Annotated in this window: 24 protein-coding genes; 12 read left to right on the top strand and 12 right to left on the bottom strand. The window is 41.6% G+C overall.

Translation table 11 applies throughout. The annotated features are described in order from the left end of the window. The first annotated feature begins 2 nt into the window (after positions 1-2). On the top strand, positions 3-710 hold the full coding sequence (locus J0X14_RS10890) for a queuosine precursor transporter (RefSeq protein WP_207097809.1): 708 nt from the start codon (positions 3-5) through the stop codon (positions 708-710). Between the two features lie 36 nt (positions 711-746). Next, positions 747-3,440, top strand: coding sequence for an AsmA-like C-terminal region-containing protein (locus J0X14_RS10885; RefSeq protein WP_207097808.1), 2,694 nt, complete (start codon positions 747-749; stop codon positions 3,438-3,440). 29 nt (positions 3,441-3,469) lie between these two features. On the opposite strand, the gene J0X14_RS10880 is transcribed toward J0X14_RS10885, so the two are convergent. From J0X14_RS10880 to J0X14_RS10870, 3 genes are all read right to left on the bottom strand, one after another. Next, a complete protein-coding gene (locus J0X14_RS10880; protein WP_207097807.1) occupies positions 3,470-4,234 on the bottom strand; it encodes a DUF6090 family protein in 765 nt (254 codons plus the stop codon). A 45-nt stretch (positions 4,235-4,279) separates the two neighbouring features. Continuing rightward, complete coding sequence (locus tag J0X14_RS10875) at positions 4,280-5,614, bottom strand: YfcC family protein (RefSeq protein ID WP_207097806.1); 1,335 nt, start codon at positions 5,612-5,614, stop codon at positions 4,280-4,282. Between the two features lie 75 nt (positions 5,615-5,689). Beyond that, the gene (locus tag J0X14_RS10870) at positions 5,690-6,484 is read right to left on the bottom strand and encodes a DUF2797 domain-containing protein (protein WP_207097805.1); all 795 of its coding nucleotides are present in this window, start codon (positions 6,482-6,484) and stop codon (positions 5,690-5,692) included. Positions 6,485-6,581: 97 nt separating this feature from the next. Here J0X14_RS10870 and J0X14_RS10865 point away from each other — a divergent pair, with 97 nt between their 5' ends. Both J0X14_RS10865 and J0X14_RS10860 read left to right on the top strand, forming a co-directional pair. Beyond that, complete coding sequence (locus J0X14_RS10865; RefSeq protein ID WP_207097804.1) at positions 6,582-8,090, top strand: GH3 auxin-responsive promoter family protein; 1,509 nt, start codon at positions 6,582-6,584, stop codon at positions 8,088-8,090. 218 nt (positions 8,091-8,308) lie between these two features. Next, positions 8,309-8,848, top strand: a complete 540-nt coding sequence (locus J0X14_RS10860) for a hypothetical protein (protein ID WP_207097803.1) — start codon at positions 8,309-8,311, stop codon at positions 8,846-8,848. A 2-nt stretch (positions 8,849-8,850) separates the two neighbouring features. Here J0X14_RS10860 and clpX read toward each other — a convergent pair whose 3' ends face one another. The 7 genes from clpX to J0X14_RS10825 form a co-directional block, all read right to left on the bottom strand. Continuing rightward, a complete protein-coding gene (gene clpX, locus J0X14_RS10855) occupies positions 8,851-10,086 on the bottom strand; it encodes an ATP-dependent Clp protease ATP-binding subunit ClpX (RefSeq protein WP_207097802.1) in 1,236 nt (411 codons plus the stop codon). 91 nt (positions 10,087-10,177) lie between these two features. Beyond that, on the bottom strand, positions 10,178-10,858 hold the full coding sequence (gene clpP, locus J0X14_RS10850) for an ATP-dependent Clp endopeptidase proteolytic subunit ClpP (protein WP_207097801.1): 681 nt from the start codon (positions 10,856-10,858) through the stop codon (positions 10,178-10,180). A gap of 91 nt (positions 10,859-10,949) precedes the next feature. After that, a complete protein-coding gene (gene tig, locus J0X14_RS10845; RefSeq protein WP_207097800.1) occupies positions 10,950-12,272 on the bottom strand; it encodes a trigger factor in 1,323 nt (440 codons plus the stop codon). A gap of 100 nt (positions 12,273-12,372) precedes the next feature. After that, positions 12,373-12,717: a phage holin family protein gene (locus J0X14_RS10840; protein ID WP_207097799.1), complete on the bottom strand. Its 345-nt coding sequence runs from the start codon at positions 12,715-12,717 to the stop codon at positions 12,373-12,375. Between the two features lie 78 nt (positions 12,718-12,795). Further along, entirely contained in the window at positions 12,796-14,313 is a 1,518-nt protein-coding gene (locus J0X14_RS10835) for a G-D-S-L family lipolytic protein (RefSeq protein ID WP_207097798.1), read from the bottom strand. A 134-nt stretch (positions 14,314-14,447) separates the two neighbouring features. After that, positions 14,448-15,218: an alpha/beta fold hydrolase gene (locus J0X14_RS10830; RefSeq protein ID WP_207097797.1), complete on the bottom strand. Its 771-nt coding sequence runs from the start codon at positions 15,216-15,218 to the stop codon at positions 14,448-14,450. A gap of 3 nt (positions 15,219-15,221) precedes the next feature. After that, a complete protein-coding gene (locus tag J0X14_RS10825) occupies positions 15,222-15,938 on the bottom strand; it encodes a pyridoxine 5'-phosphate synthase (protein WP_207097796.1) in 717 nt (238 codons plus the stop codon). 86 nt (positions 15,939-16,024) lie between these two features. Between J0X14_RS10825 and J0X14_RS10820 the strand changes: the two genes are divergently transcribed. From J0X14_RS10820 to murI, 8 genes are all read left to right on the top strand, one after another. Beyond that, complete coding sequence (locus J0X14_RS10820; protein WP_207097795.1) at positions 16,025-16,681, top strand: CBS domain-containing protein; 657 nt, start codon at positions 16,025-16,027, stop codon at positions 16,679-16,681. A gap of 1 nt (position 16,682) precedes the next feature. Then, the gene (locus J0X14_RS10815) at positions 16,683-17,564 is read left to right on the top strand and encodes an NAD kinase (protein WP_207097794.1); all 882 of its coding nucleotides are present in this window, start codon (positions 16,683-16,685) and stop codon (positions 17,562-17,564) included. A gap of 112 nt (positions 17,565-17,676) precedes the next feature. Continuing rightward, positions 17,677-18,360, top strand: coding sequence for a DUF6089 family protein (locus J0X14_RS10810; protein ID WP_207097793.1), 684 nt, complete (start codon positions 17,677-17,679; stop codon positions 18,358-18,360). A gap of 1 nt (position 18,361) precedes the next feature. Further along, a complete protein-coding gene (locus J0X14_RS10805; RefSeq protein ID WP_207097792.1) occupies positions 18,362-19,102 on the top strand; it encodes an isoprenyl transferase in 741 nt (246 codons plus the stop codon). Next, entirely contained in the window at positions 19,074-21,746 is a 2,673-nt protein-coding gene (bamA, locus tag J0X14_RS10800) for an outer membrane protein assembly factor BamA (RefSeq protein ID WP_207097791.1), read from the top strand. The genes J0X14_RS10805 and bamA overlap by 29 nt, the downstream gene beginning before the upstream one ends. Before the next feature lie 96 nt (positions 21,747-21,842). Then, positions 21,843-22,673, top strand: coding sequence for an OmpH family outer membrane protein (locus tag J0X14_RS10795; RefSeq protein ID WP_207097790.1), 831 nt, complete (start codon positions 21,843-21,845; stop codon positions 22,671-22,673). Positions 22,674-22,717: 44 nt separating this feature from the next. Then, positions 22,718-23,227, top strand: coding sequence for an OmpH family outer membrane protein (locus J0X14_RS10790; protein WP_207097789.1), 510 nt, complete (start codon positions 22,718-22,720; stop codon positions 23,225-23,227). 89 nt (positions 23,228-23,316) lie between these two features. After that, complete coding sequence (gene murI, locus J0X14_RS10785) at positions 23,317-24,096, top strand: glutamate racemase (protein WP_207097788.1); 780 nt, start codon at positions 23,317-23,319, stop codon at positions 24,094-24,096. A 2-nt stretch (positions 24,097-24,098) separates the two neighbouring features. Here the strand turns inward: murI and J0X14_RS10780 are convergent, their stop codons facing one another. After that, a complete protein-coding gene (locus tag J0X14_RS10780; RefSeq protein ID WP_207097787.1) occupies positions 24,099-24,590 on the bottom strand; it encodes a dihydrofolate reductase in 492 nt (163 codons plus the stop codon). Next, the gene (locus J0X14_RS10775; protein ID WP_207097786.1) at positions 24,587-24,979 is read right to left on the bottom strand and encodes a 2TM domain-containing protein; all 393 of its coding nucleotides are present in this window, start codon (positions 24,977-24,979) and stop codon (positions 24,587-24,589) included. The genes J0X14_RS10780 and J0X14_RS10775 overlap by 4 nt, the downstream gene beginning before the upstream one ends. Positions 24,980-24,981: the final 2 nt, after the last annotated feature.

Here is a 24,981-nt window from a genome sequence, read left to right as displayed (position 1 = left end):
GGATGACGCAAAACGACAGAAAAAAGGCGTTTTCCCTGTACCTGTATATGGGTGCGTTGTTCATTACCTCACTGGTTGTGTCCAATTTGATCTTTCAAAAGTTCTTTTATTGGGAACCTTTTGGAGAAGTCACCGTTTTTGGAGCGCCGTTGTTTGAACTTTCTGTGGGGATTTTACCCTATCCCATCACCTTTTTGATTACTGACCTTATTTCGGAAATCTTTGGAAAGAAAAAAGCCAATCAGGTGGTCACGGCCGGTATTTTTGCCTCATTTTTCTCCATGGGCATCATTCTGTTGGCCAATTATTCACCAGCAATAGCCTCATCACCCGTGGATGATGTCACCTTTACTAAAGTCTTTGGTTTGTCACCGCTGGGCGTATTGGCCTCTATGCTGGCGTATTTGGCCGCACAGTATATTGATATTTCCATTTATCACTTTTGGAAGCGGGTCACCAAAGGCAGAATGCTATGGCTCCGAAACAACTTTTCCACCTTTTCCTCACAATTTGTGGACACGCTTACCGTGGTGGGATTGTTATGTATATTTGGAGTATTGCCCTGGGATAAATTCTACGGATTGGTCATCAGTGGTTTTATTTTTAAAATAATTATTGCGCTTCTCGACACCCCATTACTCTATCTTTTCGTATATCTGATACGTAGAAGATTTAACTTAAAAATAGGGGAAGAAATAGCTTTGGATTGACGACTTCTCCTTTAATTTGTTGTAAAACATTCATTTATGAAGAAAAAAGTCCTGAAGATTACCGGAATAACCCTACTTGTACTTATTGCCCTAATTGTTGCCCTGCCCTTCTTCCTTCAAAGTAAGATTGAAGAGATTATTAAGAACAAGGTCAACAATAGCATTAACGCCACATTGGATTTTGAGGATGCCGACCTTAGCTTGCTCAAAAGTTTTCCCAATGCCAATGTGGGGCTCACGAACCTATCCTTGGTGAACAAGGCCCCTTTTGAGGGGGATACCTTGTTTTCTTCCTCGGATATTGAATTGGCCCTCTCCATCAAAGAACTTTTCAAATCGGCCGATGAACCCATTGTCATTCAAAAGTTGAACATTGACCGTGCGAAACTGCATATTCTGGTGGATGAAAATGAAAATGCCAATTATGACATAGCCAAAGCGGATGAAGGAACTCCTGCTGAAACCACAGAAGAGTCCAGCAGTAATTTTACCCTGAACATGGATTCCTATGCCATCACCAATTCCGAAATCATCTATGATGATCGTTCCAGCGGTATGCATTTGGTGCTTTCAGAAATGAATCACTCTGGAACGGGAGACCTTTCTTTGGAGCAGTCAGAATTGAAGACGTTGACTGACGCTTTGGTTTCCTTTGAAATGGACAGCACAAAATATTTGAACAACAATAAAATTTCCTTGGATGCCCTTATTGGAATCGACCTGAAAGAGAGCAAATACACGTTCTTGGAAAACAAGGCCCTGATCAACCAATTACCTTTGGTATTTGATGGATTTGTGAAGGTCAACGAGGATAACCAAGAAGTGGATATCACATTTAAGACGCCTTCTTCGGATTTCAAGAACTTTTTGGCCGTGATTCCCGAAGTCTATTCCAAGAACATTGAAACGGTTCAGACCACAGGTAATTTTGAGGTCAATGGGGAATTCAAGGGTATTGTGGATGACGAGCACATTCCAACTTTCCGCATAGCGATAAATTCGGAGAATGCCTCGTTCAAGTATCCCGATTTGCCCAAATCGGTGCAAAATGTGTATATCGATACCGAAATCAACAATACCACTGGAATCACGGAAGATACTTTTGTGGATATCAAACGATTGTCGTTCACCATTGATCAGGATAAATTCAACCTTACCTCCAGAATTCGGGATTTGATGGGTAATACCAAGGTGGATGCCGATATGGATGGTCGAATCAATCTGGCCAATATTTCACAGGCATACCCTGTGCCGGCCGATTACAACCTTAAAGGGATTTTAAATGCCGACATCACCACTTCCTTCGACATGGAATCCTTGGAAAAAAAGCAGTATCAGAAAACCAAAACCACGGGTAAGGCATCGGTTTCCGGATTTGAATATGCTTCGGAAGAGATGAAGAACCCTGTGGCCATCAATACGGCGGCGGTCTCTTTTAATCCCAACACGGTTACCCTGGATTCCTTTAAAGGAAAAACAGGCAATACGGACTTCGATGCTAAAGGAACCCTCACCAATTTGCTCGGATTCATGTTCAATAATGAAAATGTGGAAGGGAAATTTACATTGACCTCCAATACTTTTGCATTGAACGATTTTATGATGGAGGAAACTTCGAAAAGCGAAGATGGCGAGACCGAAACATCCACTGGTGAGGAACGCATCAAGATTCCATCCTTCTTGGATTGCACCATTGAGGCAGCTGCCGGAACGGTGTTATATGATAATCTAACTTTGAAAAACGTAAAGGGAACCTTGACCATCAAGGATGAAACGGCTACCGTGAAAAATTTGAGCTCAGACCTTTTTGGGGGAACTTTGGGACTAACGGGTTCGGTTTCCACCAAAGAGGCAGCCTCAACCTTTGATGTGGATTTGGGCATGAGCAATTTTGGCATTAGTGAATCCTTTGCCGCCTTGGATATGTTCCAGGCCTTGGCGCCCTTGGCCAATGCGCTTCAGGGAAAATTGAATTCCACCGTAAAGATTTCTGGGAATTTAAAGGATGATTTCACTCCGAATTTAACTACGATTTCTGGAAACTTACTGGCTGAGTTATTGTCCACCAAAGTGGATACCCAAAAAGCACCGCTCCTTTCCGCTTTGGACAGCAAGCTAAACTTTTTGGACACCAAGGACATCAATTTAAATGATTTAAAAACGGCATTGAGTTTTGATAATGGTAAGGTAAGTGTGAAACCGTTTACGCTAAAATATAAGGATATCGCCATTAACGTGGATGGCAGCCACACCTTTGACAAACAGATGCAGTACAAAGCTACCTTGGATGTCCCAGCCAAATATTTAGGGACCGAGGTGAATAAGCTCATCGCCCAAATGAACGATGATAGTCTCAAGGACCTTACCATTCCGGTGACTGCAAATATTGGTGGAAATTATACCAATCCTACGGTGACTACGGACTTAACTTCTGGGGTTAAAACATTGACGACCCAATTGGTTGAAATCCAAAAGCAAAAAATGGTCAACCAGGGCAAGGACAAAGCCAAGGATTTGTTATCCGATGTATTTAAAAAGGATGAAAAAGACTCTACCTCAACCAAATCCGATGGGGTGAAAGAAGCCATTGGAGGTTTGTTGGGAGGAGAAAAGACCACAACTACAACGGATTCAACCAAAACCACAACGAACGAGGACCAAGTAAAAAGCGCTGCAAAATCTGTCTTGGGCGGCCTTTTGGGCAAGAAGAAAAAAGATACAATAAACTAAAATATGAGGGGCGGTTTAACCGCCCTTTTTTATTCCTTTATTTCATTGTTGATGTTTTCCAATATGGAATTCAAACTCATTAGTAAGGGATTGTAATGTTCCGTTTCTGTGGATTGGCTTGTAATGATGAACAATAGAATGTTGTTTTCAAAGGCAATGGATTCCAAGGCACCTAAATTACTAACAGGATTTTTGCTGTTGGGGATTCCCAATTTTTCGGACATGCCGGTATAATCCAATATGGTACGGATACTATGGCCTTCATCCCGAAACACATTGACGGTATTATTTCGTTCTTCGCCAAGCATTTTTTCTTGATTTGCAATATCATCAATGAAAGAAATCCAATTGGTCAGTTGAATCCGCAGGGTGTCGTTGGAAATATCCTTAAGACTGCCTGAGTTGATCATTTCATTCAGCAGGGAATTGTTCGGGTTGAAGAAAATATCATACGCAAAAGCAGTAACGAACAATTCAGATAACTTTTCTTCTGAAGGAGGTTCCTGCTTATCCATGAGGTCAACAATGGTAACAGCGGCTTCATAGCTATCTTTGTTATAACCAATTAATTCTTCGAGTTTTATTTTACTGGTCTCAAATTCTTCCTTTAAGCCTTTAAGATAGACTTGCTCTTTCTCCCGTTTGATTCGGTTGTCGTTGGCGTTATCAATGGCTAAAGCGATTAAGATTCCGATGACCACCAGAAAAATTTCACCAATGGCGTAAATAAGGTAGTTGCGGAATTTTTTCTCAGCGATCAACTGTTTTCTAACTTTTCTGAAGAGCTTGAGCATACGTATTGGTTGGTTTTTCGAAACTAATCTAACTATTTTTTAACTCTATTGGTAACCTATTGCCACAGCAGTAACCAAAGCTAGGGCAGCAATCAATAAAATGAGCAATGTAGGTTTAAGTGCAAACTTTAGCCATTTATTATAGGGGATGTTGCAAAGAGCCAAGACTGCCATGAGTGCACCGTTGGTAGGTACGATCATATCGGCGATAACAGCACCATATTGATACGCCAATACACAAACTTGTCGGGATAATCCGATCAAATCGGAAAGCGGTACCAAAATGGGCATGGTCAACACCGCTTGACCTGAATAGCTGGGTACCGGAAAGTGCAAAAAGGAATGGGCAACCATCATGGAGACAGCAGAGACCGAAGGAGAAAGGTATTTTAAAGGCCCAAAAAGTCCATACACAATGGTATCCATGATCATACCCTCTTTTAAGATCAATGAAATACTGTTCGCCAAGCCCAAGATGATGGCGGCAAACATCATTTCCTTAAATCCTTCTATATAATTTTCTCCAGTACCGTTGACTCCTAGTTTACCAATGAGTCCGGCCACGATGCCCAAAGCAAAGAACGAGGCAGACATTTCATTGAAATCCCAATTCAAGAACAGAAGGCCATAAATAACCCCACAGAAAGTTAACCCCAGTAGCGATAATATGATTTTGCTTCTCACGGTCATGGATTCATGGGCTGTAGGCATCTTTATTTTCTCAATTCTGTTCTTATTTGCATATCGAATAATAAAGATTGTCCATACTACAAAAGCTACTGCCAAAACCACAAGTCTAAATTCACTTCCTGATAGCAGGGGAAGCCCTGCTTCTTTTTGGGCAATCAGCACTGCAAAGGGGTTGGAAGGACTAAATGAGCTACCAATAACCGTGGATCCATAACTCATGAGTAAGATGGTGAACGTATTATACCCCAGGCTTTTCCCGAATAAAAGCAAAATGGGAATCATGGCAATGACTTCTTCCTGCATACCAATGGTTACGCCTCCAGCGGTAAAAAGAGCCGAAACTAGGATTAGGGCCAAGGTCTCCTTTCCTTCCAAGATTTTGACCAGTTTAGTTAAGCCTTGGTTAAAGGCACCAGTCTTTTCTATGACATAAAAGGAACCCCCAATTAATAAGATAAGGACAATGGCATCTGCCCGCCCAATAATTCCCCTTGGAATGGAGAGAATCAAATCCAATACAGAGAGATGTTCTGAAGTGACCGATTGGTAGGAATCGTTAAGGACTTTTGTCGTTCCAGTGGCCTCATCAATTAAGCGTTGATAGCTTCCTTGTGGAACAACGTACGTAAGAATCCAGGCAAAAATGATGACAGCAATGAGTATGACGAAAGCATTGGGAAATTTTTTCATCCAGTTTGGTTTTGGTTGGTTATTAAAAGCAAAGACCTTAAGGGTCTTTTTTTACTGTCAAGACTGGTTTAGGTCTTAATGTATGTCTATCCCCACATAATAGCCTTCATTGCCACGAACATTAAAAACGGTATTGTCCTCAAAAATCAAATATTGTCCCTTAATGCCCTTAAGCACTCCTTTGTAACTTGGCGTTTTGCTCAGGTTCAGGCTTTTTACTTTTTCAGGGTATTTCAAAACCGGGAACTCCAAATTGGTCTCCGAATTATCCTCAATAAAATAGTTGGCGGCTTCTTCCGGGATATAGGGTTTTAGCTTGGCCCTCCATTCAATCAGGTCCAGGTCCTCAATATCATTTTTAAGCATTTTCTGCCAACTTGTTTTGTCACTCACATGATCTTTTAGGGCCACTTCGGTAATTCCGGCCAAATAGCGGTTGGGCACTTCCACAATTTCAATGGCCTCGTGGGCTCCCTGATCTATCCATCGGGTGGGGACCTGTGATTTTCGGGTCACTCCCACTTTTACATTACTGGAGTTGGCGAGGTAGACGATATGGGGTTGTAACTGCATTTTTTTCTCAAACTCCAAATCTCGATCTTCCTTGTCCAAGTGGGCCGTACTCAACTCAGGTTTCATGATCCAATCGCCGGCATGTGGGGTTTCGTAGAAGCAGGTTTTGCAGAATCCTTGTCGATAAACGGGTCTGTCCTCGCCACAATTGAGGCATTGGTATTTAATGAAATCAATCTGCAGTTCCTTATCCAACGCTTGATTCACATTCAAGAAACCGGTATCAAAGATCAAATAGTACTGGATGGGTTTCCCATTTTCGGTCTGCATCTTGCGTAAGACTCCTTCGTAAAGCATATTGGAACTATTGTTTTTTATCGATTTGAAAATGAATGCGAGAAAAGCTATTTTAGCTATTGCACCAAACTAAATTCCTTGGTTAAATATACCTAAAATGCCAATACCATTATTCAATTCCATCGCTTCTTGGCTTTTACGGAAGCGATATCATCAAATAGAGCTTTTTCTGAAGTATCCTTTGGACGTTCAGGATGAGGTGTTGCGGCATTTGGTGGATTTTTCAAAGGACACCATGATCGGGAAGCAATATGGTTTTCAGGACAACCCAAAATATGAGGAGTTCCGAAACCGGGTGCCCATAGTGAGCTATGAGGATGTTGCTCCTTTGATCGAGCGTACCCGTAGGGGAGAGCAGAACCTGTTTTGGCCCACGACCATAAAATGGTTTGCCAAAAGCAGCGGTACCACCAATGCTAAGAGTAAGTTTATTCCTGTGAGTATGGAGGCGTTGGAAGACTGCCATTATAAATCGAGTAAAGATTTGTTGTGTCTGTATCTGAATAATAATGAAAACTCACAGTTGTTTACAGGAAAAAGTCTTCGTTTGGGGGGAAGCAAAGAACTTTACGAGGATAATGGCACTTTTTTTGGCGATCTCTCCGCTATTTTGATTGATAATATGCCGCTTTGGGCCGAGTATAGCAGCACTCCAAGCAATAAGGTTTCCTTAATGAGCGAATGGGAGTCCAAGCTGGAGGCCATTATTGAGGAAAGCATTCGCGAGAATGTGACCAGTTTGGCAGGTGTTCCCTCTTGGATGCTAGTGTTGCTGAACCAAGTGTTGGAAAAAACCGGGAAAAACCACCTTTTTGAGGTTTGGGAGAATTTGGAGGTGTATTTTCACGGAGGGGTGAGCTTTACGCCATATAAAAATCAATATAAAAAGCTGTTGCCCAGAAAGCGGTTCAATTATTACGAAACCTATAATGCTTCTGAAGGATTTTTTGGGATTCAGGATCGAAATGATTCTGATGAGCTTTTGTTGATGTTGGACTATGGCATTTTTTACGAATTTATCCCCATGGATTCCCAGGGGGATGAAAAAGATGCTATCCCGCTTTGGGAAGTGCAGACCGGAGTCAACTATGCCATGGTGATCACCACCAATGCCGGATTGTGGCGGTATAAGATTGGGGACACCATTCGGTTTACCTCAAAAGATCCATACCGGATTCGTATTACAGGCAGGACCAAACACCACATCAATGTTTTTGGAGAGGAGTTGATCATTGAAAATGCCGAGGAGGCATTGAAACAGATATGTCAAAAGACCGATGCCGAGATTATGGATTATACGGCGGCCCCTATTTTTATGAACGGAAGCGAAAAGGGGGGGCATGAATGGATCATTGAGTTTAGGAAACCACCAGAGGATGTGGCCTATTTCACCGAGTTTTTGGACAATGCCCTAAAATCACTCAACTCGGATTATGAGGCCAAACGTTATAACAACATCACCCTAAAAATGCCCAAAGTGCATGTGGCACGAAAGAATCTTTTTCACGACTGGTTAAAGTCCAAGAACAAACTGGGAGGTCAGCATAAGATTCCAAGATTGTCCAACAATCGGGACTATATCGATGAGCTGCTTCAAATGAACTAACAGTGGTTGGTGTATTGTTTACACCTTAAAAATCAGCTATTTATAAAGATTAATGCGCAACTTGTACAATAAAACACGAGTTTACGAAAACGTTTTCGTAAGTTTGAACGTTTTATCGAACAAACGTTTCCTTTAAACAAAAAAAAGTGGTGATTCTATCATTATTACTGAAATTTCCCTCATCAAATCTTTTAAATAAACACTAAACCATTACAATCATGGCAGAAAGACTAGTTGTTATCTCAGACATGTGGGGAACCAAAAGAGGCCTTTGGATAGCCTCCTACTTTGGGTACTTACAGCAATATTATGATATTGTTTTTTACGATTGTCAACAATTGGGAGACATAGATGTTCCCGTATCTACCGAAGAGAATGTTCACAAGGCCTTTGTGGAAGGAGGAATAGATACCGCAGTGGCTCATTTGCTCAAAAAAGAATCGGTACCTAGCCACTATTTGGCTTTTAGCACGGGAGGGACCATAGCTTACAAAGCGGCTTTGAAAGGCCTACCCATGAAATCCTTAACGGCCATTTCCGCAACCCGAATTCGGATGGAGGACCAAAAACCAAAAGCCACTTTAAATTTAATCTATGGCGAGCTGGATGAATTTAAACCAACGGCAAAGTGGTCCAAAAAAATAGGAGTTGACTTTGCAGTGGTCCCAAATTTTGGCCACCATTTGTACTCTGATGAGAAAATCATCTCCCAGGTTAGTTTGGAATTATTGGAGCAAGTAACCAAAAAAGCGGTCTAAGCTTAGGATACTACTTTTAATTTCTTGATGGTTTCGTAGGAAAGTTTTTCCTCGGCATAAGCCTTGGTGACCTTGAACTCGTTTTCATCACTACTAGGGAGTTCAAACATGGCGTCAGTGAAAACAGCCTCACAGAGTGAGCGAAGTCCACGGGCCCCCAGTTTATACTCAACAGCCTTTTCAACAATATAGTTCAAGGCCTGCTCCGTAATGGTGAACGTAATGTCATCCATGGCAAAAAGCTTTTCATATTGCTTAATGATGGCATTTTTGGGCTCGGTAAGGATGGCACGTAAGGTCTTCGCATCCAAAGGATCCATGTGCGTAAGCACAGGAAGCCTACCAATAATTTCCGGAATAAGTCCAAATTCCTTAAGGTCTTTTGGGATAATATATTGCAGGATGTTCTGGTTGTCCAATTTATCCTCGGCTTTGGAGGCGGCGTAGCCTACTGCCTGCATATTCAAACGTTTGGTAATGATACGTTCAATGCCATCAAAGGCACCACCCGCCACAAAAAGGATGTTTTCTGTATTGACTTCAATGAACTTTTGGTCAGGATGCTTACGTCCCCCTTTTGGTGGAACATTCACTGTGGTTCCTTCCAATAATTTTAGGAGTCCTTGTTGTACGCCTTCGCCCGAAACATCCCGGGTTATGGATGGGTTGTCACTCTTACGGGCAATTTTATCGATTTCATCAATAAAAACAATCCCTCTTTCCGCTTTTTCCAGATTATAATCGGCAGCTTGTAACAAACGGGTCAGGATACTCTCCACATCTTCTCCAACATATCCTGCTTCGGTGAGCACAGTGGCATCCACAATGGCCAATGGTACGTTGAGCATTCGAGCTATAGTCTTAGCAATCAATGTTTTACCCGTTCCAGTCTGCCCAACCATAACGATGTTACTTTTTTGGATTTCAACATCGTTATCCTTGCTTTTGGGCTGTAAAAGTCTTTTGTAATGGTTATATACAGCTACGGACATTACTTTTTTGGTGCGTTCTTGTCCTATCACGAAGGTGTCCAAGAAATCCCTTATCTCCACAGGTTTCTTAAGAACCAACTCTGATGAAAGATCTTGATTTTTGGATTGTTTGGATTCTTCCGCAACTATACTATGGGCTTGTTCAATACATCTATCACAAATGTGGGCATCAAGACCTGCAATCAATAAATTGGTCTCTGGCTTTTTCCTTCCACAAAATGAACATTCCAAGTTTTCCTTTGCCATATATCTCTAGCTCATGATTCAACCACTAATAACGTAAAAAAAATGAATTTGTTCTAATTCAAGTAGTTGATATGTAATTAATTGTAATTCTTTACGATTTTTCCCTGACCAAAATTTCGTCGATCATACCATATTTTTTGGCTTCTTCAGCCTTCATCCAGTAATCTCGGTCACTGTCCTCATATACTTTGTCGTAAGACTGACCAGAATGTTTCGATATGATCTGATATAATTCCTCTTTAATCTTGAGAACCTCTTTTGCAGCAATTTCAATATCACTGGCCTGGCCTTGCGCTCCAGAAAGGGGTTGGTGAATCATTACCCTGGAATGAGTCAAACCGCTTCGTTTTCCCTTTTCTCCTGCACAGAGCAATACCGCGGCCATAGATGCTGCGATACCTGTACAGATGGTGGCCACATCAGGCTTGATAAACTGCATGGTATCATAAATTCCCAATCCAGCGTAAACACTTCCACCTGGGGAGTTGATATATATCTGGATGTCTTTGGAGGCATCGGAACTTTCCAAGAACAATAATTGGGCCTGTACAATATTGGCTACCTGATCATTGATGCCCGTTCCCAAAAAGATAATGCGATCCATCATCAATCTAGAAAAAACATCCATGGCTATGGCGTTCAATTGTCTTTCCTCAATAATGTTTGGCGTCATGTTCATGGGGTACATGGTACTCATGATTTGATCATAGTACATGCTGTTTATGCCATGGTGCTGGGTAGCATATTTTTTGAATTCTTTTCCGTAATCCATAGGATTTCTTTCAATTTTTCTTAAAAAAAAGGTGCCGAAAAATTAGCTTTTCGGCACCGTAAAGATACTTAATATTTCTTTTAGCCCAAGGTTAGCTATACGCCTCTTTGACAAAGTCGTCATAAGTGACCTCTTTTACCTTAAGATTGGCCTTTTCTTTATAGAGGTCCAATAGTTTTTGGCTCATCAATTGTTCCGATAAGCGTTTTACCTCATCTTGATTGCCCAAAACGCGTGTAGCAATGTTCTCCAACTCTTCCTCTTGTGGGTCCATGTGGCCATATTGGGCCATTTGGGATTTGATAAAACCTTTGGCAAACTCCTTTAATTCATCAAATTGCACCTGAAGGTTATTTTCTTGAATGATTTTACCTTCAATGAGTTGGTAACGAAGTCCTTTTTCCGATTTTTCGTACTCATCTTTGGCTTCGTCTTCAGAAAGCACATTTTCGCCACTGAGTTGAATCCATTTTTTCAAAAATTCAGCAGGAAGCTCAAATTTGGTGTCATCAATAAGTTTCTCAGTGATGTCGTTCAACAATTTCTGATCGGATTGTTGCTCAAACTGTTTTTCAGAATCTTCCTTGATTCTATCTTTCAGCTCTTTTTCAGAAGCTACCTTGCCTTCGCCAAAAAGTTTATCAAATAACTCTTGATCTAGTTTGGCAGGTTCTCTTTCATTGATTTCCTCAATGGTGAAAGTAACGTCGATATTCAATTTGTCCGCTTTGTCACGGGCAATTCCCAACGCACTTGACAAAAGGTAGTCTTCCTTAAAAAGACCTTTGGTGGAAAGGGTAACAGAGTCTCCCACTTTTTTTCCAACTAGGGCATCCACTGCCTTTTTGCCTTTAATATTGCTGATTTCAATAGTGGTCTTGTGGTCAATATCCTCTTCTTCATTGGCAAAGAAACCGGTTACTTCATCTTTTTTGCCCACCTCTTCTTTTGAAACCAACTTACCGTATTGCTTTTGGATACGTTCCACTTGCTCCTCAATCATTTTTTTGTCGGCAACGATTTTGTATTGGGTAACGGCCTTTTTTGTTTTCAAATTAACATCAAAGTTCGGTGCCAGTCCCAATTCAAATTCAAAATCGAGATTATCGTTGTCCCAATCAAAATTTTCTTGTTGTTTGGGTAGCGGATTGCCCAAGACATCCAATTTTTCCTCGGTAAGGTATTTGTTCAGATTGTCCTGCAATAGTTTGTTCACCTCATCCACCAAAACAGCTTTTCCATACTGTTTTTTGATAAGTCCCATGGGAACTTGGCCCTTTCGGAATCCGGGGATATTGGCTTGTTTTCTGTAGTCTTTTAGGATTTTTTCTACTTTATCCTGATAGTCCTCTTTACTGATGGCGACTTTTACAACTGCATTAAGATCGTCAATCTGTTCTTTAGTAATGTTCATCTCCTGCCTAATTTGCTATTCAAAAATGGGTGGCAAAAGTAATGCATTTTTGGTTTGGCAGCAACTTTTTAAAGCGTTGAATGTCAAACTAAAATACATTCTAGACATCTTCCTTAAGAATGGAATGCAAGATGGACTGCAAAAAGGAGAGCAAAAGGCTAAAAATTAAGGCCCACCAAATGTTCACTACGTGAAAGCCATCAATGACATTGGCCGCAATGAGAATAATAATTGCGTTAATGATCAGAAGAAAGAGGCCTAGCGTAACGATGGTTATGGGAAGGGTTAGTATGACAAGAATTGGTTTTACAATGAAGTTGAGAAGGCTCAATACCACCGCAACGATAATAGCTGTGACCATGGAATCCACACCAACACCCGGAAGGATATAGGAAAGAACAACAACGGCTAAAGCGTTCAATAAAAGTTTTAAGATCAGTTTCATAAAATGAGGTTTTAGATTTTTAAAATAAAAAAGGCACCGTTGTTTACGGTGCCTTTAAGGTAATAAATAAAACGTTGTTTAGTTAATGTACAGTCCAGTATAATCCAAGGGATTTACCCCAGGTAAATTGGAACCGTATTTTTCGTTTATAGCCTCTATAAAGGCATTGGCCAGTATGGCGTAGCCTCTGGGTGCTGGGTGAACACCATCAAGTGAAAATCCACCTCCAGTAGCAAAAGTTGCGGTGACCACGCTTCCATCGGCTTGTAAAAAGCCACTTTCTTTTAATTCGCCCAACAATGCATTGGCATCAACAAAAGCCAAGTCGTACGCTGTTGCCAAGGCCGCAATGGTCTGGTTGTATGCGGTAAGCGCATTTTCCACGGCTGTTTGTTCTTCGGGGGTCAATACCCATTTGTCTGCCAGTGGAATTGCAACTCCATTTATGGAAGTAGGATCGGCGGGATTGGCCAAAGTACCAATAAAGGTACGTGAGGTCAATACCATTAAATCTTCTGCTGTGGCTTGTCTCATATTAATTAAAGCGGGATTGAACCCTGTTAAGTCGGTAAGGTCTTCGTCAATGATGACCACAGCATTTCCTTCCCCTGCGGAAAAGCTAATGGTTCTTTGGGCCAATTCATCTGCTGTAATGGCTCCTAGTCCTTGTAATTGGGCCAACCCTGCATTATAGGCTCCATAAGCTCCATTTAACAACTCAGCGGTGGCTCCATCCAAAGGAACAGGGTTGTGCGGCACTGTTGTAAAATAGGGGATATCCGTTACATTGGGCAAATTGGCAATGACTCCATCGGCTCCGTTGGCTGTCATAGCTTGAAGAATGGCATCAAGTGTGCCAGCAAATACGTTGGGATCTGTTAAATCGCTTCTAGAATAGGTGCTTGGGTCAAGGTTTCCGGTTTGATCTACCCCTGTACCACCACCCGTGGCATAAAGCAGTACATCGTTCGCCCCCGTCCAAAGTGTAAAAAATGAAGGATTTTGGGCTACGGCATCCCCAATTACGGTTGCACTTTCTCCTGATGAAAACCGCACAAAATAGGGGTTGGCAGCTCCTACGGCCAATCCAGCTAAACTACCATATCCCGGAGCCAAAAGCTCGTAACTTTTGGAACCTGGAACCCCCATATTGTTGAAAGGCCCAGATAGTTTATTGGTAATCTCGGTACTTCCCTGTCCGGAAACGGGAGTGGGAGCAGGCCCACTGGCCGCAAAAGCCAAAATCAATCGATTACCTATATCAGGGGAGCCATCCATATTGGCATCTGTTTCGCCACCAATGGTTGCGCCTCCTAGATTATCCGCCATATAGGGGATTTCAAAGGAACCTCCTCCCACTAGCGCAAAATTGGCAGCCAACATATTGGGAAAAGAGGCCTCTTGGCCCGCCATAAAAAGGGCATTGTCCGAAAAGCCGGCGGTAAGGGAGTTTCCTACGGCAACATAATTTGAGAAATCCGCTGTTCCAGCAGTATATTCAACGGGGTCTGGTGTGTTATCGATTGGGGTAGTATCTTCTTCACATGCCATCAAGAATAAGCCTAAAAAGGGGAGTAAGGCATACAACTTTTTCATATCCAAAATCTGTTTGAGTTAGCTTATGTTAAACTTATGGTTAAACCGAGGTTAACCAAAACTAGGTCAAATTTGTTATTCAGACAATAAAATAGGCAAAAAAATTATGCATGCATAATAAAAGGAGGCAAATTTTATGAATTTAAAAAGCTGAAGGTCTTTTCAAAAAACTGCTTGGGGTTTTCTGCATGTAGCCAATGCCCAGCATTATCCACGGTTTCAATGGTTGCATTGGGAAAGTGCTTTTTAATATCTGTAAAGTCACTGGGTTGAATGTATTCGGAACGGTCTCCACGGATAAAAAGGGTAGGACCCTCATAAACGGCGTTGGGGAAAATATTCTCGCCAATCTCCTCCATTCGGTCTTTAAGCACTTCAAAATTGAAACGGAATCCCAATTTTTCTTTTTCAACCCAGTAGAGGTTTTTGAGCAGAAACTGCCTTGTGCCAAAATCCCTGATGTGATGGGAAAGTTCCTCATCAGCTTCCTTTCTGCCGGAAATTTGGTCAAAATCTAATTTAGCTAGGGCGTTGATAATGGGCTGATGGTGAGGTGGGTAAAATTTTGGGGCGATGTCGGCCACCATTAATTTAATGACTTTATCCGGATGCGAAGTGGCCAGTTGCATGGCCGTTTTTCCGCCCATGGAATGCCCCAACACAAAAGCAGAATCTATATTGTGATGGTTCATATAGTTGATGATGTCATCACTCAATAGGTCATAATTGAACGCTTCGGAATGAAAACTTTTTCCGTGATTGCGCTGGTCTACCAAATGTACTTGGAACCCGTTTTCCGAATATTGGGTGCCCAAGGTTTTCCAATTGTCCGACATCCCCAAAAACCCATGTAGGATAATGAATGGTTTTCCTTCTCCCAGTATTTTTGAATGCAATACTTCCATAGGTTATTTCAGACGGTGTAGGTACATATTAATTACATTTTCTATCCCCAAATAAATGGACTCGCAGATTAGAGCATGACCAATGGATACCTCTAGCAGATTGGGAATATTCTCCTTAAAGAACTTGATGTTGTCCAAACTGAGGTCATGTCCGGCATTGATGCCCAAGCCCACTTCATGTGCCCTATTGGCAGCATCAATAAAGGGTTGAATGCTTTCTTCTTTTTTGCCTTGCGAAAATTTGTGGGCAAAGCTTTCAGTATAGAGTTCAATACGATCTGTTCCGGTTTCAGCCGCGCCTTCTACCATCTCAACATTGGGGTCCACAAAAATGGAAGTGCGTATGCCATTTTCCTTGAAGGTTTTGATAACATCCACCAAAAAATCTTTGTGTTTAAGAGTATCCCAACCTGCATTGGAGGTAATGGCATCCTCTGCGTCGGGGACCAAGGTCACCTGGGTGGGCTTTATTTCGAGCACCAAATCAATAAAATTGGGAATTGGATTTCCTTCAATATTGAATTCTGTGGTGACCACTTTTTTTAGGTCACGGGCATCTTGGTAGCGAATATGGCGTTCATCCGGCCTAGGGTGGACGGTAATGCCCTGAGCCCCAAACGACTCAATGTCTTGGGTTGAGGTTATAAGGTTGGGCACGTTGCCACCCCTCGAATTTCGTAAAGTAGCCAGTTTATTTATGTTGACACTCAACTTTGTCATGGAGTTCTTTTTTAGATTGGCAAAAATAAGAATTAGGCACGCCTTTTGCGATTTAAAATTAGTATTTTGCACCTAACAGAGATGCTATGCAGATTCAAAACCAAATTGTAACCACCATTCCCGTTTTTGAGGTATCGGAGACCTTAAAGGATGTCATTCAATTTTTTGAAGAGACTACCTATTCCCATGTGGCCATCACTGAAAATGGAACCTATTTGGGATTGTTGTCTGAAAATGACCTTGCTTGTTTTGAACCGGACAAGAAGATTGAGGAGTTTCGGTTTGAGATGGAAAACTTTTTTGTGACCAAGGAAACTTCGTGGTTGGATGTGTTGGAGATGTTCTCTAGAAATGAGGCCAATATTTTGCCGATTCTGGATGAAAACCAAGTGATTTCCGGCTATTATGACCTAGAGGATATTGTGGGTATGTTTATAGATACTCCTTTTTTTAAGGAGCCGGGAGCCATTTTGGTGATATCCATCGGGATAAAGGATTATTCCTTCAGTGAGATAGCCCAAATCGTTGAAAGTAATAATGCACGGCTGTTGGGAGCCTTTATTACCAATTTGGAAAATGACATTGTGGAGATCACCTTGAAAATAGGTTCCCAAAATTTCAATGAGGTGGCCCAGACCTTTAGGCGATATAACTACACCATTGTCTTTGGAAATAGTGACGACCAGTTTTTGGAAGACTTAAAACAGCGGTCAGATTATTTGGAAAAATACCTTAACGTTTAGCATGAAGGTCGCTATTTACGGTCAAACTTTTCAGGACGAGGACAGAACCTGTATGTTGGAACTTTTGGATGAACTCCAAAAGATAACCGCTGAAGTTTACATTGAAGAAAAATTCATTCAATTGGTATCCGGTTTTTCCAAAGACCTTTTTAAAGGTACGTTTTCGCAATCCGAAGGATTGGATTCCACCTTTGATATGTTCGTGAGTTTTGGGGGCGACGGTACCATGTTGCGCGCAGTCACCTACATACAGGATTATGGTATTCCCATTGTGGGGGTAAATACAGGGAGACTTGGATTTTTATCCACCTTTAAAAAGGAAAGCGTCCGTAAGTTGGTGACTGAATTTGTGTCAGGACATTATACCGTGGAAGAACGCACCTTGGTAGAGGTGGAACTCAATTCCGATTTAGACGAGTTCAACGGGCTCAACTTTGCCTTGAACGAAGTGACGGTTAGTCGTAAGGACACCACCTCCATGATTACAGTTGAAACGTATTTAAACAATGAATACCTTACATCCTATTGGTCCGATGGACTCATTGTTTCCACGCCAACAGGCTCCACGGGCTATTCATTGAGTTGTGGTGGCCCAGTGATTGCCCCATCAGCAAAAGCATTGGTGCTCACCCCAATAGCTCCCCATAATCTTAATGCGCGGCCACTGGTCATTTCAGACGATACAGAAATACGGCTACGGGTTTCCGGAAGGGAACAGACCCATTTGGTCTCATTGGATTCCAGAATTGCCGATATCCCCAATGGAAAAGAAATCAAAATAAAAAAGTCCAATTTTACCATTAAAATGATTGAGTATACATCAGAAAGCTTCTTAAAAACACTTCGCAACAAATTGCTCTGGGGGGAAGATCGAAGGAATTGAACGGTTCAAAAACAATAAATGGGACTAAAAACTGTTTAACAAAGGAGAACAATCATAACAGTATACTTATTGACTTTCCTTTACTCTTAATACGTGAAATTTTTTGGATAGTATGCGAATAGTTTTGGCTATTTTTTTGTGCTGTATGCTCAAGGTCAGTGCACAAACCTATGAGATAGGAATCTTTGCTGGCGGGGCCAATATGGTTGGGGATGTAGGACGGACCAATTATATCCTGCCATCTGGTCCGGCATTCGGTGGTGTCTTTAAATGGAATAAGAGCAAAAGGTATGCGTGGCGTGCCAGCGTTTTGTATGGTGATTTTACGGCAGACGATTCCAAATCGCACATGCAATCCCGTCAACAACGAGGCTATGAAATGGACAATTCCATCCTAGAAGCGTCTTTAGGCCTGGAATTTAACTTTGTGGAATATAATCTTCATAAGCTCGGACCCGCCTTTACACCCTATCTTTACACGGGTTTTACCTATTTTAGGTACGATTTTATGTATTTTGATGCCCTTCAAGTGCAGGATATTAACCAAAAAGAAGGTAGTTTTGCAATTCCAATGACGGTTGGGGCAAAGTATCGGTTAAATCAATTCCTGATTCTTGGCGCCGAAATTGGAGCCAGGTATACATTTACGGACAATTTGGACGCAAGTAACCCCGAGGGTTCCAATTTTGAGCAATTTAGATTCGGCAATATATTGAGCGATGACTGGTATGTTTTCACAGGTTTTACATTGACGTATACCTTTGGACGAAAGCCCTGCCAGGATTGTTTTCAATAAAATGCATACGCTAGACGAAGTTAACAAAGAGAAACTGCCAAAACACATTGCCATCATCATGGATGGTAATGGAAGATGGGCCAAACAACGCGGAAAACTCCGTGTCTTTGGACATGAAAATGGAGTGGAGGCAGTAAGGAACACAGTTGAAAATTGTGCCAAACTTCAAATTCAATGTCTCACCCTTTATGCCTTTTCCACAGAAAACTGGAACCGTCCCAAAGTTGAGGTACAGACCTTGATGAAGCTTTTGGTTGCTTCGTTGCGTAAGGAGTTGGAAACCCTAAACAAGAATAACATTAGGCTAAAAGCCATTGGCAAGATTGATTCTTTGCCCCAAAAAGCACAGAAGGAACTTTCTGAGGTCATTTCAAAAACATCAAAAAATACAGGCATGATTCTTACACTGGCGCTTAGCTATGGCTCTAGGGATGAGATAAAAAGCGCCATAAAAGAGATAAGTACCAAAGTTAAAAATAATATAATTTCACCGGAAAATATTGACGAAGCCGTTATAAATACACATCTTTACACGCATTTCTTGCCAGATGTGGACTTGCTTATCCGTACCAGTGGTGAACATAGGATAAGCAATTTTTTACTGTGGCAAATTGCTTATGCTGAATTATATTTTATTGATGTATTTTGGCCTGATTTTAGAGAGCATCATTTGGTAGAGGCAATATTAAGTTACCAAAATAGAGAACGACGATTTGGAAAAACTAGCGAACAACTCAATTAGAGGTATAAAAAACTGCATACAACCGTACCTAAAATTACTTCTTCCCTTATTATTTTTCTCCATCCAGGGCTTTGCCCAGGACATCCCTTTTGAGGATGGGAAGCAATACATTTTGGGAGGACTCACGGTTACCGGCCTGCAAAGTTATAATGAGCAGACGGTTAAAACCTATACGGGTCTGCGTGTGGGTCAACCCATTACCGTGCCCGGTGATGAAATCAGTGCAGTGATCAAGAAATTGTGGGGACTGGAGCTGTTCAGCAATGTGGAGATGTACTACACCAATATTGAGGATGATAAGATTTTCCTTGAATTGAACATAACCGAACGTCCCACCTTGGCCAATGTTACGGTATATGGGGTGAAAAAGCGCAAGGTTGAGGATATTATCAACGACACCGATCTTAAGAAAGGCAAGAAGATTACCGAAAGCTTGATTGCCAATACCAGAAACTACCTTCAAAACAAGTACAAAAAACAAGGCTATCTCAACGCCAGAGTGAACATAGCCACTGCCCCTGACACCTCGGCCACCAATACCGAGAATATGGTGATCAATGTCAATAAGGGTGAGAAGGTAAAGATTAGACAAATTGTCTTTGAAGGAAATGAAAAACTTTCGAACAAGCGACTCAGAAAATCACTAAAAAATACCAAGAAGAAAAAAATCTATCGATTTTGGAAAAAGTCCAAATACATACCGGAAGACTACGAAGAAGACCTTTCCAATTTGGTGGACACCTATGCGGAGAGAGGCTATAGGGATGCCAGGGTGCTATCTGACACTTTTGTTAGGGTCAATGAAAAGAACATCGATCTAAAGATAAAAGTTGAGGAAGGGGACAAATATTACTTTGGGGATATCAATTTTGTCGGGAACTCGGTGTATACAGACCGACAATTGAGCCAAGTTCTGGGAATTAGAAAAGGACAGACCTATAATGGTGTTTTGTTGAAAGAACGAATTGCCGATGACTCCAAACCCGATGCCAATGATTTAACCAACCTGTACCAGAACAACGGGTATCTGTTTTCCAGCATCAACCCTGTTGAGGTGTCTGCAGTGAACGACACTATTGACTTCGAAATCCGAATTATAGAGGGTAAGGAAACCTATTTGAACCACGTAACCGTAACAGGAAACGACAAAACCAATGACCATGTAATTTTTAGGGAATTGCGCACCAGACCTGGTCAAAAATACAGTAAGGATGACTTGGTTAGGAGTATACGGGAATTGGGCCAATTGGGATTCTTTGATGCCGAGCAGATAAAACCAGACATTCAAAACCCTAACCCCAATGAGGGAACAGTAGATGTAAACTACAGTCTTGTTGAAGCAGGTTCGAGCCAAATTGAGCTGCAAGGTGGTTTTGGAGGAGGAGGTTTCATTGGAACCTTGGGGCTTTCTTTCAGCAACTTTTCGCTAAAGAATATTTTTAACGGGGAGGCCTACAAACCGGTCCCCATGGGTGATGGACAAACGTTTTCCCTTCGTTTGCAGGCTAGTAGAACCTTCCGCGTGTATAGTTTAAATTTTGCTGAACCATGGCTGGGGGGTAAAAAACCCGTACGTTTTAATCTTTCGCTATCAAGAACCCAACAGTTTGCCACCGATTTTAACAGTAGGGGAAGGATTGATGTGGACAAGGATAGAGGATTTGCCATTACCGGGATTTCGGCAGGTTTGGCCAAAAGAGTGCAGTGGCCCGATGATTATTTTACCGTATCCCATGCCTTGAGCTATCAGTTGTACGACTTTAATAACTACAACAGCGGTCTTTTTAATTTTGGTAATGGTAGTTCAAATTCTTTGAGCTACACTTTTGGATTGTCCAGGAGTTCTCAGGGTCCGAGCAGGATATTTCCAATGTCGGGTTCCAATTTTGAGCTTACTGCTAAATTTACGCCGCCATATTCCCTTTTCAGCTCAAAAGATTACAAACAACTCAAAGAGGATATAGATGCGGCTACCGAAAGATTATTTGAGATTGGCCCCAACCCTACCGATATAGACGAACAATTGGAATTTGCCCAATTAAGTAACGATTTGGAGCGAATGGAAGAAGAGCGTTTTAAACTATTGGAATTCTACAAAATTAAGTTCAAAGGAGATTGGTATACCACCTTGGTGGACAAACTGGTACTACGTACCAATGCAGAGTTCGGTTTCTTGGGTAGTTATAACCATGATATTGGAGGTGTTCCCTTTGAGCGTTTCTTTGTGGGAGGTGACGGTCTTGGAAACTTTACGCTGGATGGTAGGGATGTGATTCAGCTAAGGGGGTATGAGAATAGTTCCTTAACGCCCTACAGTACCAACCCGGTTACCGGTAACCTGGAAAGGGATGGGGGAACCATTTACAATAAATTCTCTTTGGAATTACGATATCCGTTGACGCTTAAGCCTTCCGCATCCATTTATGCGCTGTCATTTTTGGAAGCAGGAAACGCTTTCAACAATTTTAGTGAGTTTAATCCGTTTGAATTAAAAAGATCTGCCGGAGTGGGGCTACGTATTTTTATGCCGGCATTCGGTCTCTTGGGAATTGATTTTGGTTATGGCTTCGATACCGATGCCCAACCTGGATCCGTGGGACCAAGTGGCTGGCAAACGCACTTCATCATCGGGCAGCAGTTTTAATCAAAGGAAAATAGTGGCTTTGTAATTTTATAAATAGCTCATTTTAAATTAATTAGTTATTTTGGCACGATATTTTCTATGTAAAAGCGGATAAAGATGAATACCAAAGTTCTTTTGTCATTACTTGTTTTGATGACATCCTTTTATGGCTTTTCCCAAAGGGGAGTGCGCATAGGTTATGTGGATATGGAATATATCCTAGAAAATGTGGAAGAATACAGGGATGCCACCGAGCAATTGGAAGCCAAAGCGCAAAAATGGAAGAAAGAAATTGAGCTGAAGCAAAGTGTCATTGAGCAGATGAAGAAAGATTTAATGGCAGAAAAAGTACTGCTCACTGATGAACTCATCACCGAACGGGAGGAGGAGATTCAGATTTTGGAAAAGGAAATGTTGGACTATCAGCAAGACCGCTTTGGCCCCCAAGGGGATTTGGTACTGCAAAAAAAGCTGTTGATTCAGCCCATTCAGGACCAAGTGTTCAATGAAGTCCAAAAAATAGGAGGCAATAAAAGATACGATTTTATTTTTGATAAATCGGCAGATGTTGTAATGTTGTACTCCGAAAAAAGGCACGATATTAGTGACTTGGTTTTAAGAGAGATAGGGCGGACCAGAAAAGTAAGTGCCTCCAACAGAAAGCAAGAAGAGCAAAATAGGTTGGAACAGTTTATTGAAGAAGAAGGAGAAGATGACATCAGTGATGCCCTAAAAGAAAGACAAGAGAGAACAGATTCCATACAACAGGCCAACGCCCAAGCAGTGGAAGATAGAAGAACTGAGCAGTTAAAGCTTAGGGAAGAACGCAAAAAAGCCTACGAGGAACGAAGAAAAAAATTATTGGAAGAGCGCGAGGCCAAACGCAAGGCCAAATTGGAAGAGCGTGAAAAAGCGCAAGAACAACAAAAGGATTCCATACAACAGTAAATAGTGGAGCACTAAATTTAACATCAAAATAGTAACGTAGAATCATGAAAAATGTAAAAAGAATCGCTGTGGCCCTAGTATTGTTTGTGGCGGCTACGGGTTTTGTAAATGCACAGGGCAAGGTTGCACACGTAAATGTACAGCAACTATTGTCTGAAATGCCGGAGATGAAGTCTGCACAGGCCGAGTTGAAAAAATTGCAGGAAACGTACAGAGCAGACATAGAAAGTTCAATGACAGAACTTAAAAATAAGTATACCCAATACTCTAACGAAGCCACTTCCAAGACTAAGGAAGAGAATGAGGAAAGAGCATTGGAACTTCAAGGTTTCGAAAAGAATATTCAAGAAGCTGAGCAAGCTGCCATGCAAGAATTGCAGAAAAAGCAGCAAGAGTTGTTCGCTCCTATTTCAGATAAGGCTAAAAATGCCATTGAAAAAGTTGCAGCCGCCCAAGGATTCGATTATGTAATCGATGCCAGTCCAGGATTGAGCTTGATCGTGGCAAAAGGAAAAGACCTTTTACCTGCCGTTAAACAAGAATTGGGCTTCTAAGAACAATAGTTTACAATCTTACAAACCGCTTTTTCCAAAGAGAAAGCGGTTTTTTTGTTCCATGAAATTTTAAGTCTCTATTTTTGGACATGCAAGCACCCATTGGCATTTTCGATTCTGGTGTAGGGGGAACTTCCATTTGGAAGGAAATCAAAAAAATGTTGCCCCATGAAGATACCATCTATTTGGCCGATAGCGCCAATGCCCCCTATGGCGAAAAATCTAAAGCGGAAATCCTTCAACTCAGCATAAAGAACACAGAGTTCTTGATGGAGCAAAATTGTAAGCTCATTGTTGTGGCCTGTAACACGGCTACTACCAATGCCATTGATTATTTGCGCGCCAATTATGACGTTCCATTTATAGGTATAGAACCAGCCATTAAACCGGCCGCACTTCAGACCAAAACTAAAAAAATTGGGATTTTGGCCACCAAGGGGACCTTGTCAAGTGGTCTTTTCCACAATACTTCAAAATTATTTGCCGAAGGAATCACCGTGGTGGAACAGGAAGGGAAAGGTCTGGTGGAACTCATTGAAACCGGACAAATCAATTCCATCGTCACTCGGGGCTTGCTTCTCTCTTTTATTAGGCCTATGTTGGATCAAAATATAGACTGTTTGGTACTGGGCTGTACCCACTATCCGTATCTCATTCCTTTGCTCAATGATATTCTTCCAAAGCACATTACCCTAATCGATTCCGGTGAAGCCGTAGCACGGCAAACCAAGGCAATTCTGGAAACAAATAGCCTTTTAAATTCACAGGACATTGATGGGGAATATCTATTTTACTCCAATAAAGGTATTGAAGTCTTGCGGAACCTAGTGGATGATGACAAAGCTGAAATTTTATATCTGGATTTCTAGCTTTATTTCTTCTGATACGTCAAATACGTAAAACTGTATTGGTGTCGGTCATCCTTCGGATGATGTTCCTCTTTTATCAACTCCCATTCATTTAGGTTGATTTCTGGAAAAAAAGTATCCGCTTCAAAAGTTCCGTGTACCCTGGTGAGTTCCATATCCGTGGCCAAAGGCATGGATTGCCTGTAAATTTCGCCTCCACCAATAATAAAAGCAGTTTCAGTATCGCCCACCAAATCAATGGCATCTTCAATGGAATGTACTACCGTACACGGGAATTTTGGGGTGTAGGTGTTGTCTCGGGTAATGACAATATGCTCCCGATTGGGAAGGGGTTTTGGAAAGCTTTCCAGCGTCTTTCGGCCCATAATAATTTTATGACCTGTGGTAAGTGCTTTAAAGCGCTTAAAATCATCTGGAAGGTGCCAGACCAAATCATTGTCCTTCCCCAAAGCATTGTTCTCTGCGGCAGCGGCTATGATGATGAGTCGCTTCACAGCTCTTTTTTTTTATTGATTTTGGACAATGGAAAATCCGTATCAATTTCCTTTTGGATTTCAGCAATCCGCTTTTTTTGTTGCTCCACCAAGCGCTCACGTTGCTTTCTTTCCCAATCCTGTCCCATAAACTTGTGGGTGACAAAAACATTGAAGGTATGCATGACCAATAAAAAAGCCCAAAATAGAATGACCCAGATAGACCAATCATAGGGCTCACCGTATTTCAGGATTTTGTTGGTCAGGACCAAAAATAAACTTCCGATTAAAAATAGGACCACATGGGAAAACAACCGTTTCTTCTGTTTAATGCGTTTTTGGGCATTCTCCAGCAGTTCGTGTTGCTCCAAGTCTATTTCTGTCTTTTTCTTTTTACCAAAGGACAACATGG

This window comes from Allomuricauda sp. CAU 1633 (assembly GCF_017313225.1).
GTDB lineage: Bacteria > Bacteroidota > Bacteroidia > Flavobacteriales > Flavobacteriaceae > Flagellimonas.
The sequence above is the reverse complement of the archived record's forward strand: the minus strand, read 5'-3'. Positions and strand labels throughout refer to the sequence as shown.

What these genes read in the sequence shown, in the direction of transcription:
- J0X14_RS10890 (WP_207097809.1), top strand. Translation starts at nt 3, where the DNA reads ATGACGCAAAACGACAGAAAAAAGGCGTTTTCCCTGTACCTGTATATG.
- J0X14_RS10885 (WP_207097808.1), top strand. Translation starts at nt 747, where the DNA reads ATGAAGAAAAAAGTCCTGAAGATTACCGGAATAACCCTACTTGTACTT.
- J0X14_RS10880 (WP_207097807.1), bottom strand. Translation starts at nt 4,234, where the DNA reads ATGCTCAAGCTCTTCAGAAAAGTTAGAAAACAGTTGATCGCTGAGAAA.
- J0X14_RS10875 (WP_207097806.1), bottom strand. Translation starts at nt 5,614, where the DNA reads ATGAAAAAATTTCCCAATGCTTTCGTCATACTCATTGCTGTCATCATT.
- J0X14_RS10870 (WP_207097805.1), bottom strand. Translation starts at nt 6,484, where the DNA reads ATGCTTTACGAAGGAGTCTTACGCAAGATGCAGACCGAAAATGGGAAA.
- J0X14_RS10865 (WP_207097804.1), top strand. Translation starts at nt 6,582, where the DNA reads ATGCCAATACCATTATTCAATTCCATCGCTTCTTGGCTTTTACGGAAG.
- J0X14_RS10860 (WP_207097803.1), top strand. Translation starts at nt 8,309, where the DNA reads ATGGCAGAAAGACTAGTTGTTATCTCAGACATGTGGGGAACCAAAAGA.
- clpX (WP_207097802.1), bottom strand. Translation starts at nt 10,086, where the DNA reads ATGGCAAAGGAAAACTTGGAATGTTCATTTTGTGGAAGGAAAAAGCCA.
- clpP (WP_207097801.1), bottom strand. Translation starts at nt 10,858, where the DNA reads ATGGATTACGGAAAAGAATTCAAAAAATATGCTACCCAGCACCATGGC.
- tig (WP_207097800.1), bottom strand. Translation starts at nt 12,272, where the DNA reads ATGAACATTACTAAAGAACAGATTGACGATCTTAATGCAGTTGTAAAA.
- J0X14_RS10840 (WP_207097799.1), bottom strand. Translation starts at nt 12,717, where the DNA reads ATGAAACTGATCTTAAAACTTTTATTGAACGCTTTAGCCGTTGTTGTT.
- J0X14_RS10835 (WP_207097798.1), bottom strand. Translation starts at nt 14,313, where the DNA reads ATGAAAAAGTTGTATGCCTTACTCCCCTTTTTAGGCTTATTCTTGATG.
- J0X14_RS10830 (WP_207097797.1), bottom strand. Translation starts at nt 15,218, where the DNA reads ATGGAAGTATTGCATTCAAAAATACTGGGAGAAGGAAAACCATTCATT.
- J0X14_RS10825 (WP_207097796.1), bottom strand. Translation starts at nt 15,938, where the DNA reads ATGACAAAGTTGAGTGTCAACATAAATAAACTGGCTACTTTACGAAAT.
- J0X14_RS10820 (WP_207097795.1), top strand. Translation starts at nt 16,025, where the DNA reads ATGCAGATTCAAAACCAAATTGTAACCACCATTCCCGTTTTTGAGGTA.
- J0X14_RS10815 (WP_207097794.1), top strand. Translation starts at nt 16,683, where the DNA reads ATGAAGGTCGCTATTTACGGTCAAACTTTTCAGGACGAGGACAGAACC.
- J0X14_RS10810 (WP_207097793.1), top strand. Translation starts at nt 17,677, where the DNA reads ATGCGAATAGTTTTGGCTATTTTTTTGTGCTGTATGCTCAAGGTCAGT.
- J0X14_RS10805 (WP_207097792.1), top strand. Translation starts at nt 18,362, where the DNA reads ATGCATACGCTAGACGAAGTTAACAAAGAGAAACTGCCAAAACACATT.
- J0X14_RS10795 (WP_207097790.1), top strand. Translation starts at nt 21,843, where the DNA reads ATGAATACCAAAGTTCTTTTGTCATTACTTGTTTTGATGACATCCTTT.
- J0X14_RS10790 (WP_207097789.1), top strand. Translation starts at nt 22,718, where the DNA reads ATGAAAAATGTAAAAAGAATCGCTGTGGCCCTAGTATTGTTTGTGGCG.
- murI (WP_207097788.1), top strand. Translation starts at nt 23,317, where the DNA reads ATGCAAGCACCCATTGGCATTTTCGATTCTGGTGTAGGGGGAACTTCC.
- J0X14_RS10775 (WP_207097786.1), bottom strand. Translation starts at nt 24,979, where the DNA reads ATGTTGTCCTTTGGTAAAAAGAAAAAGACAGAAATAGACTTGGAGCAA.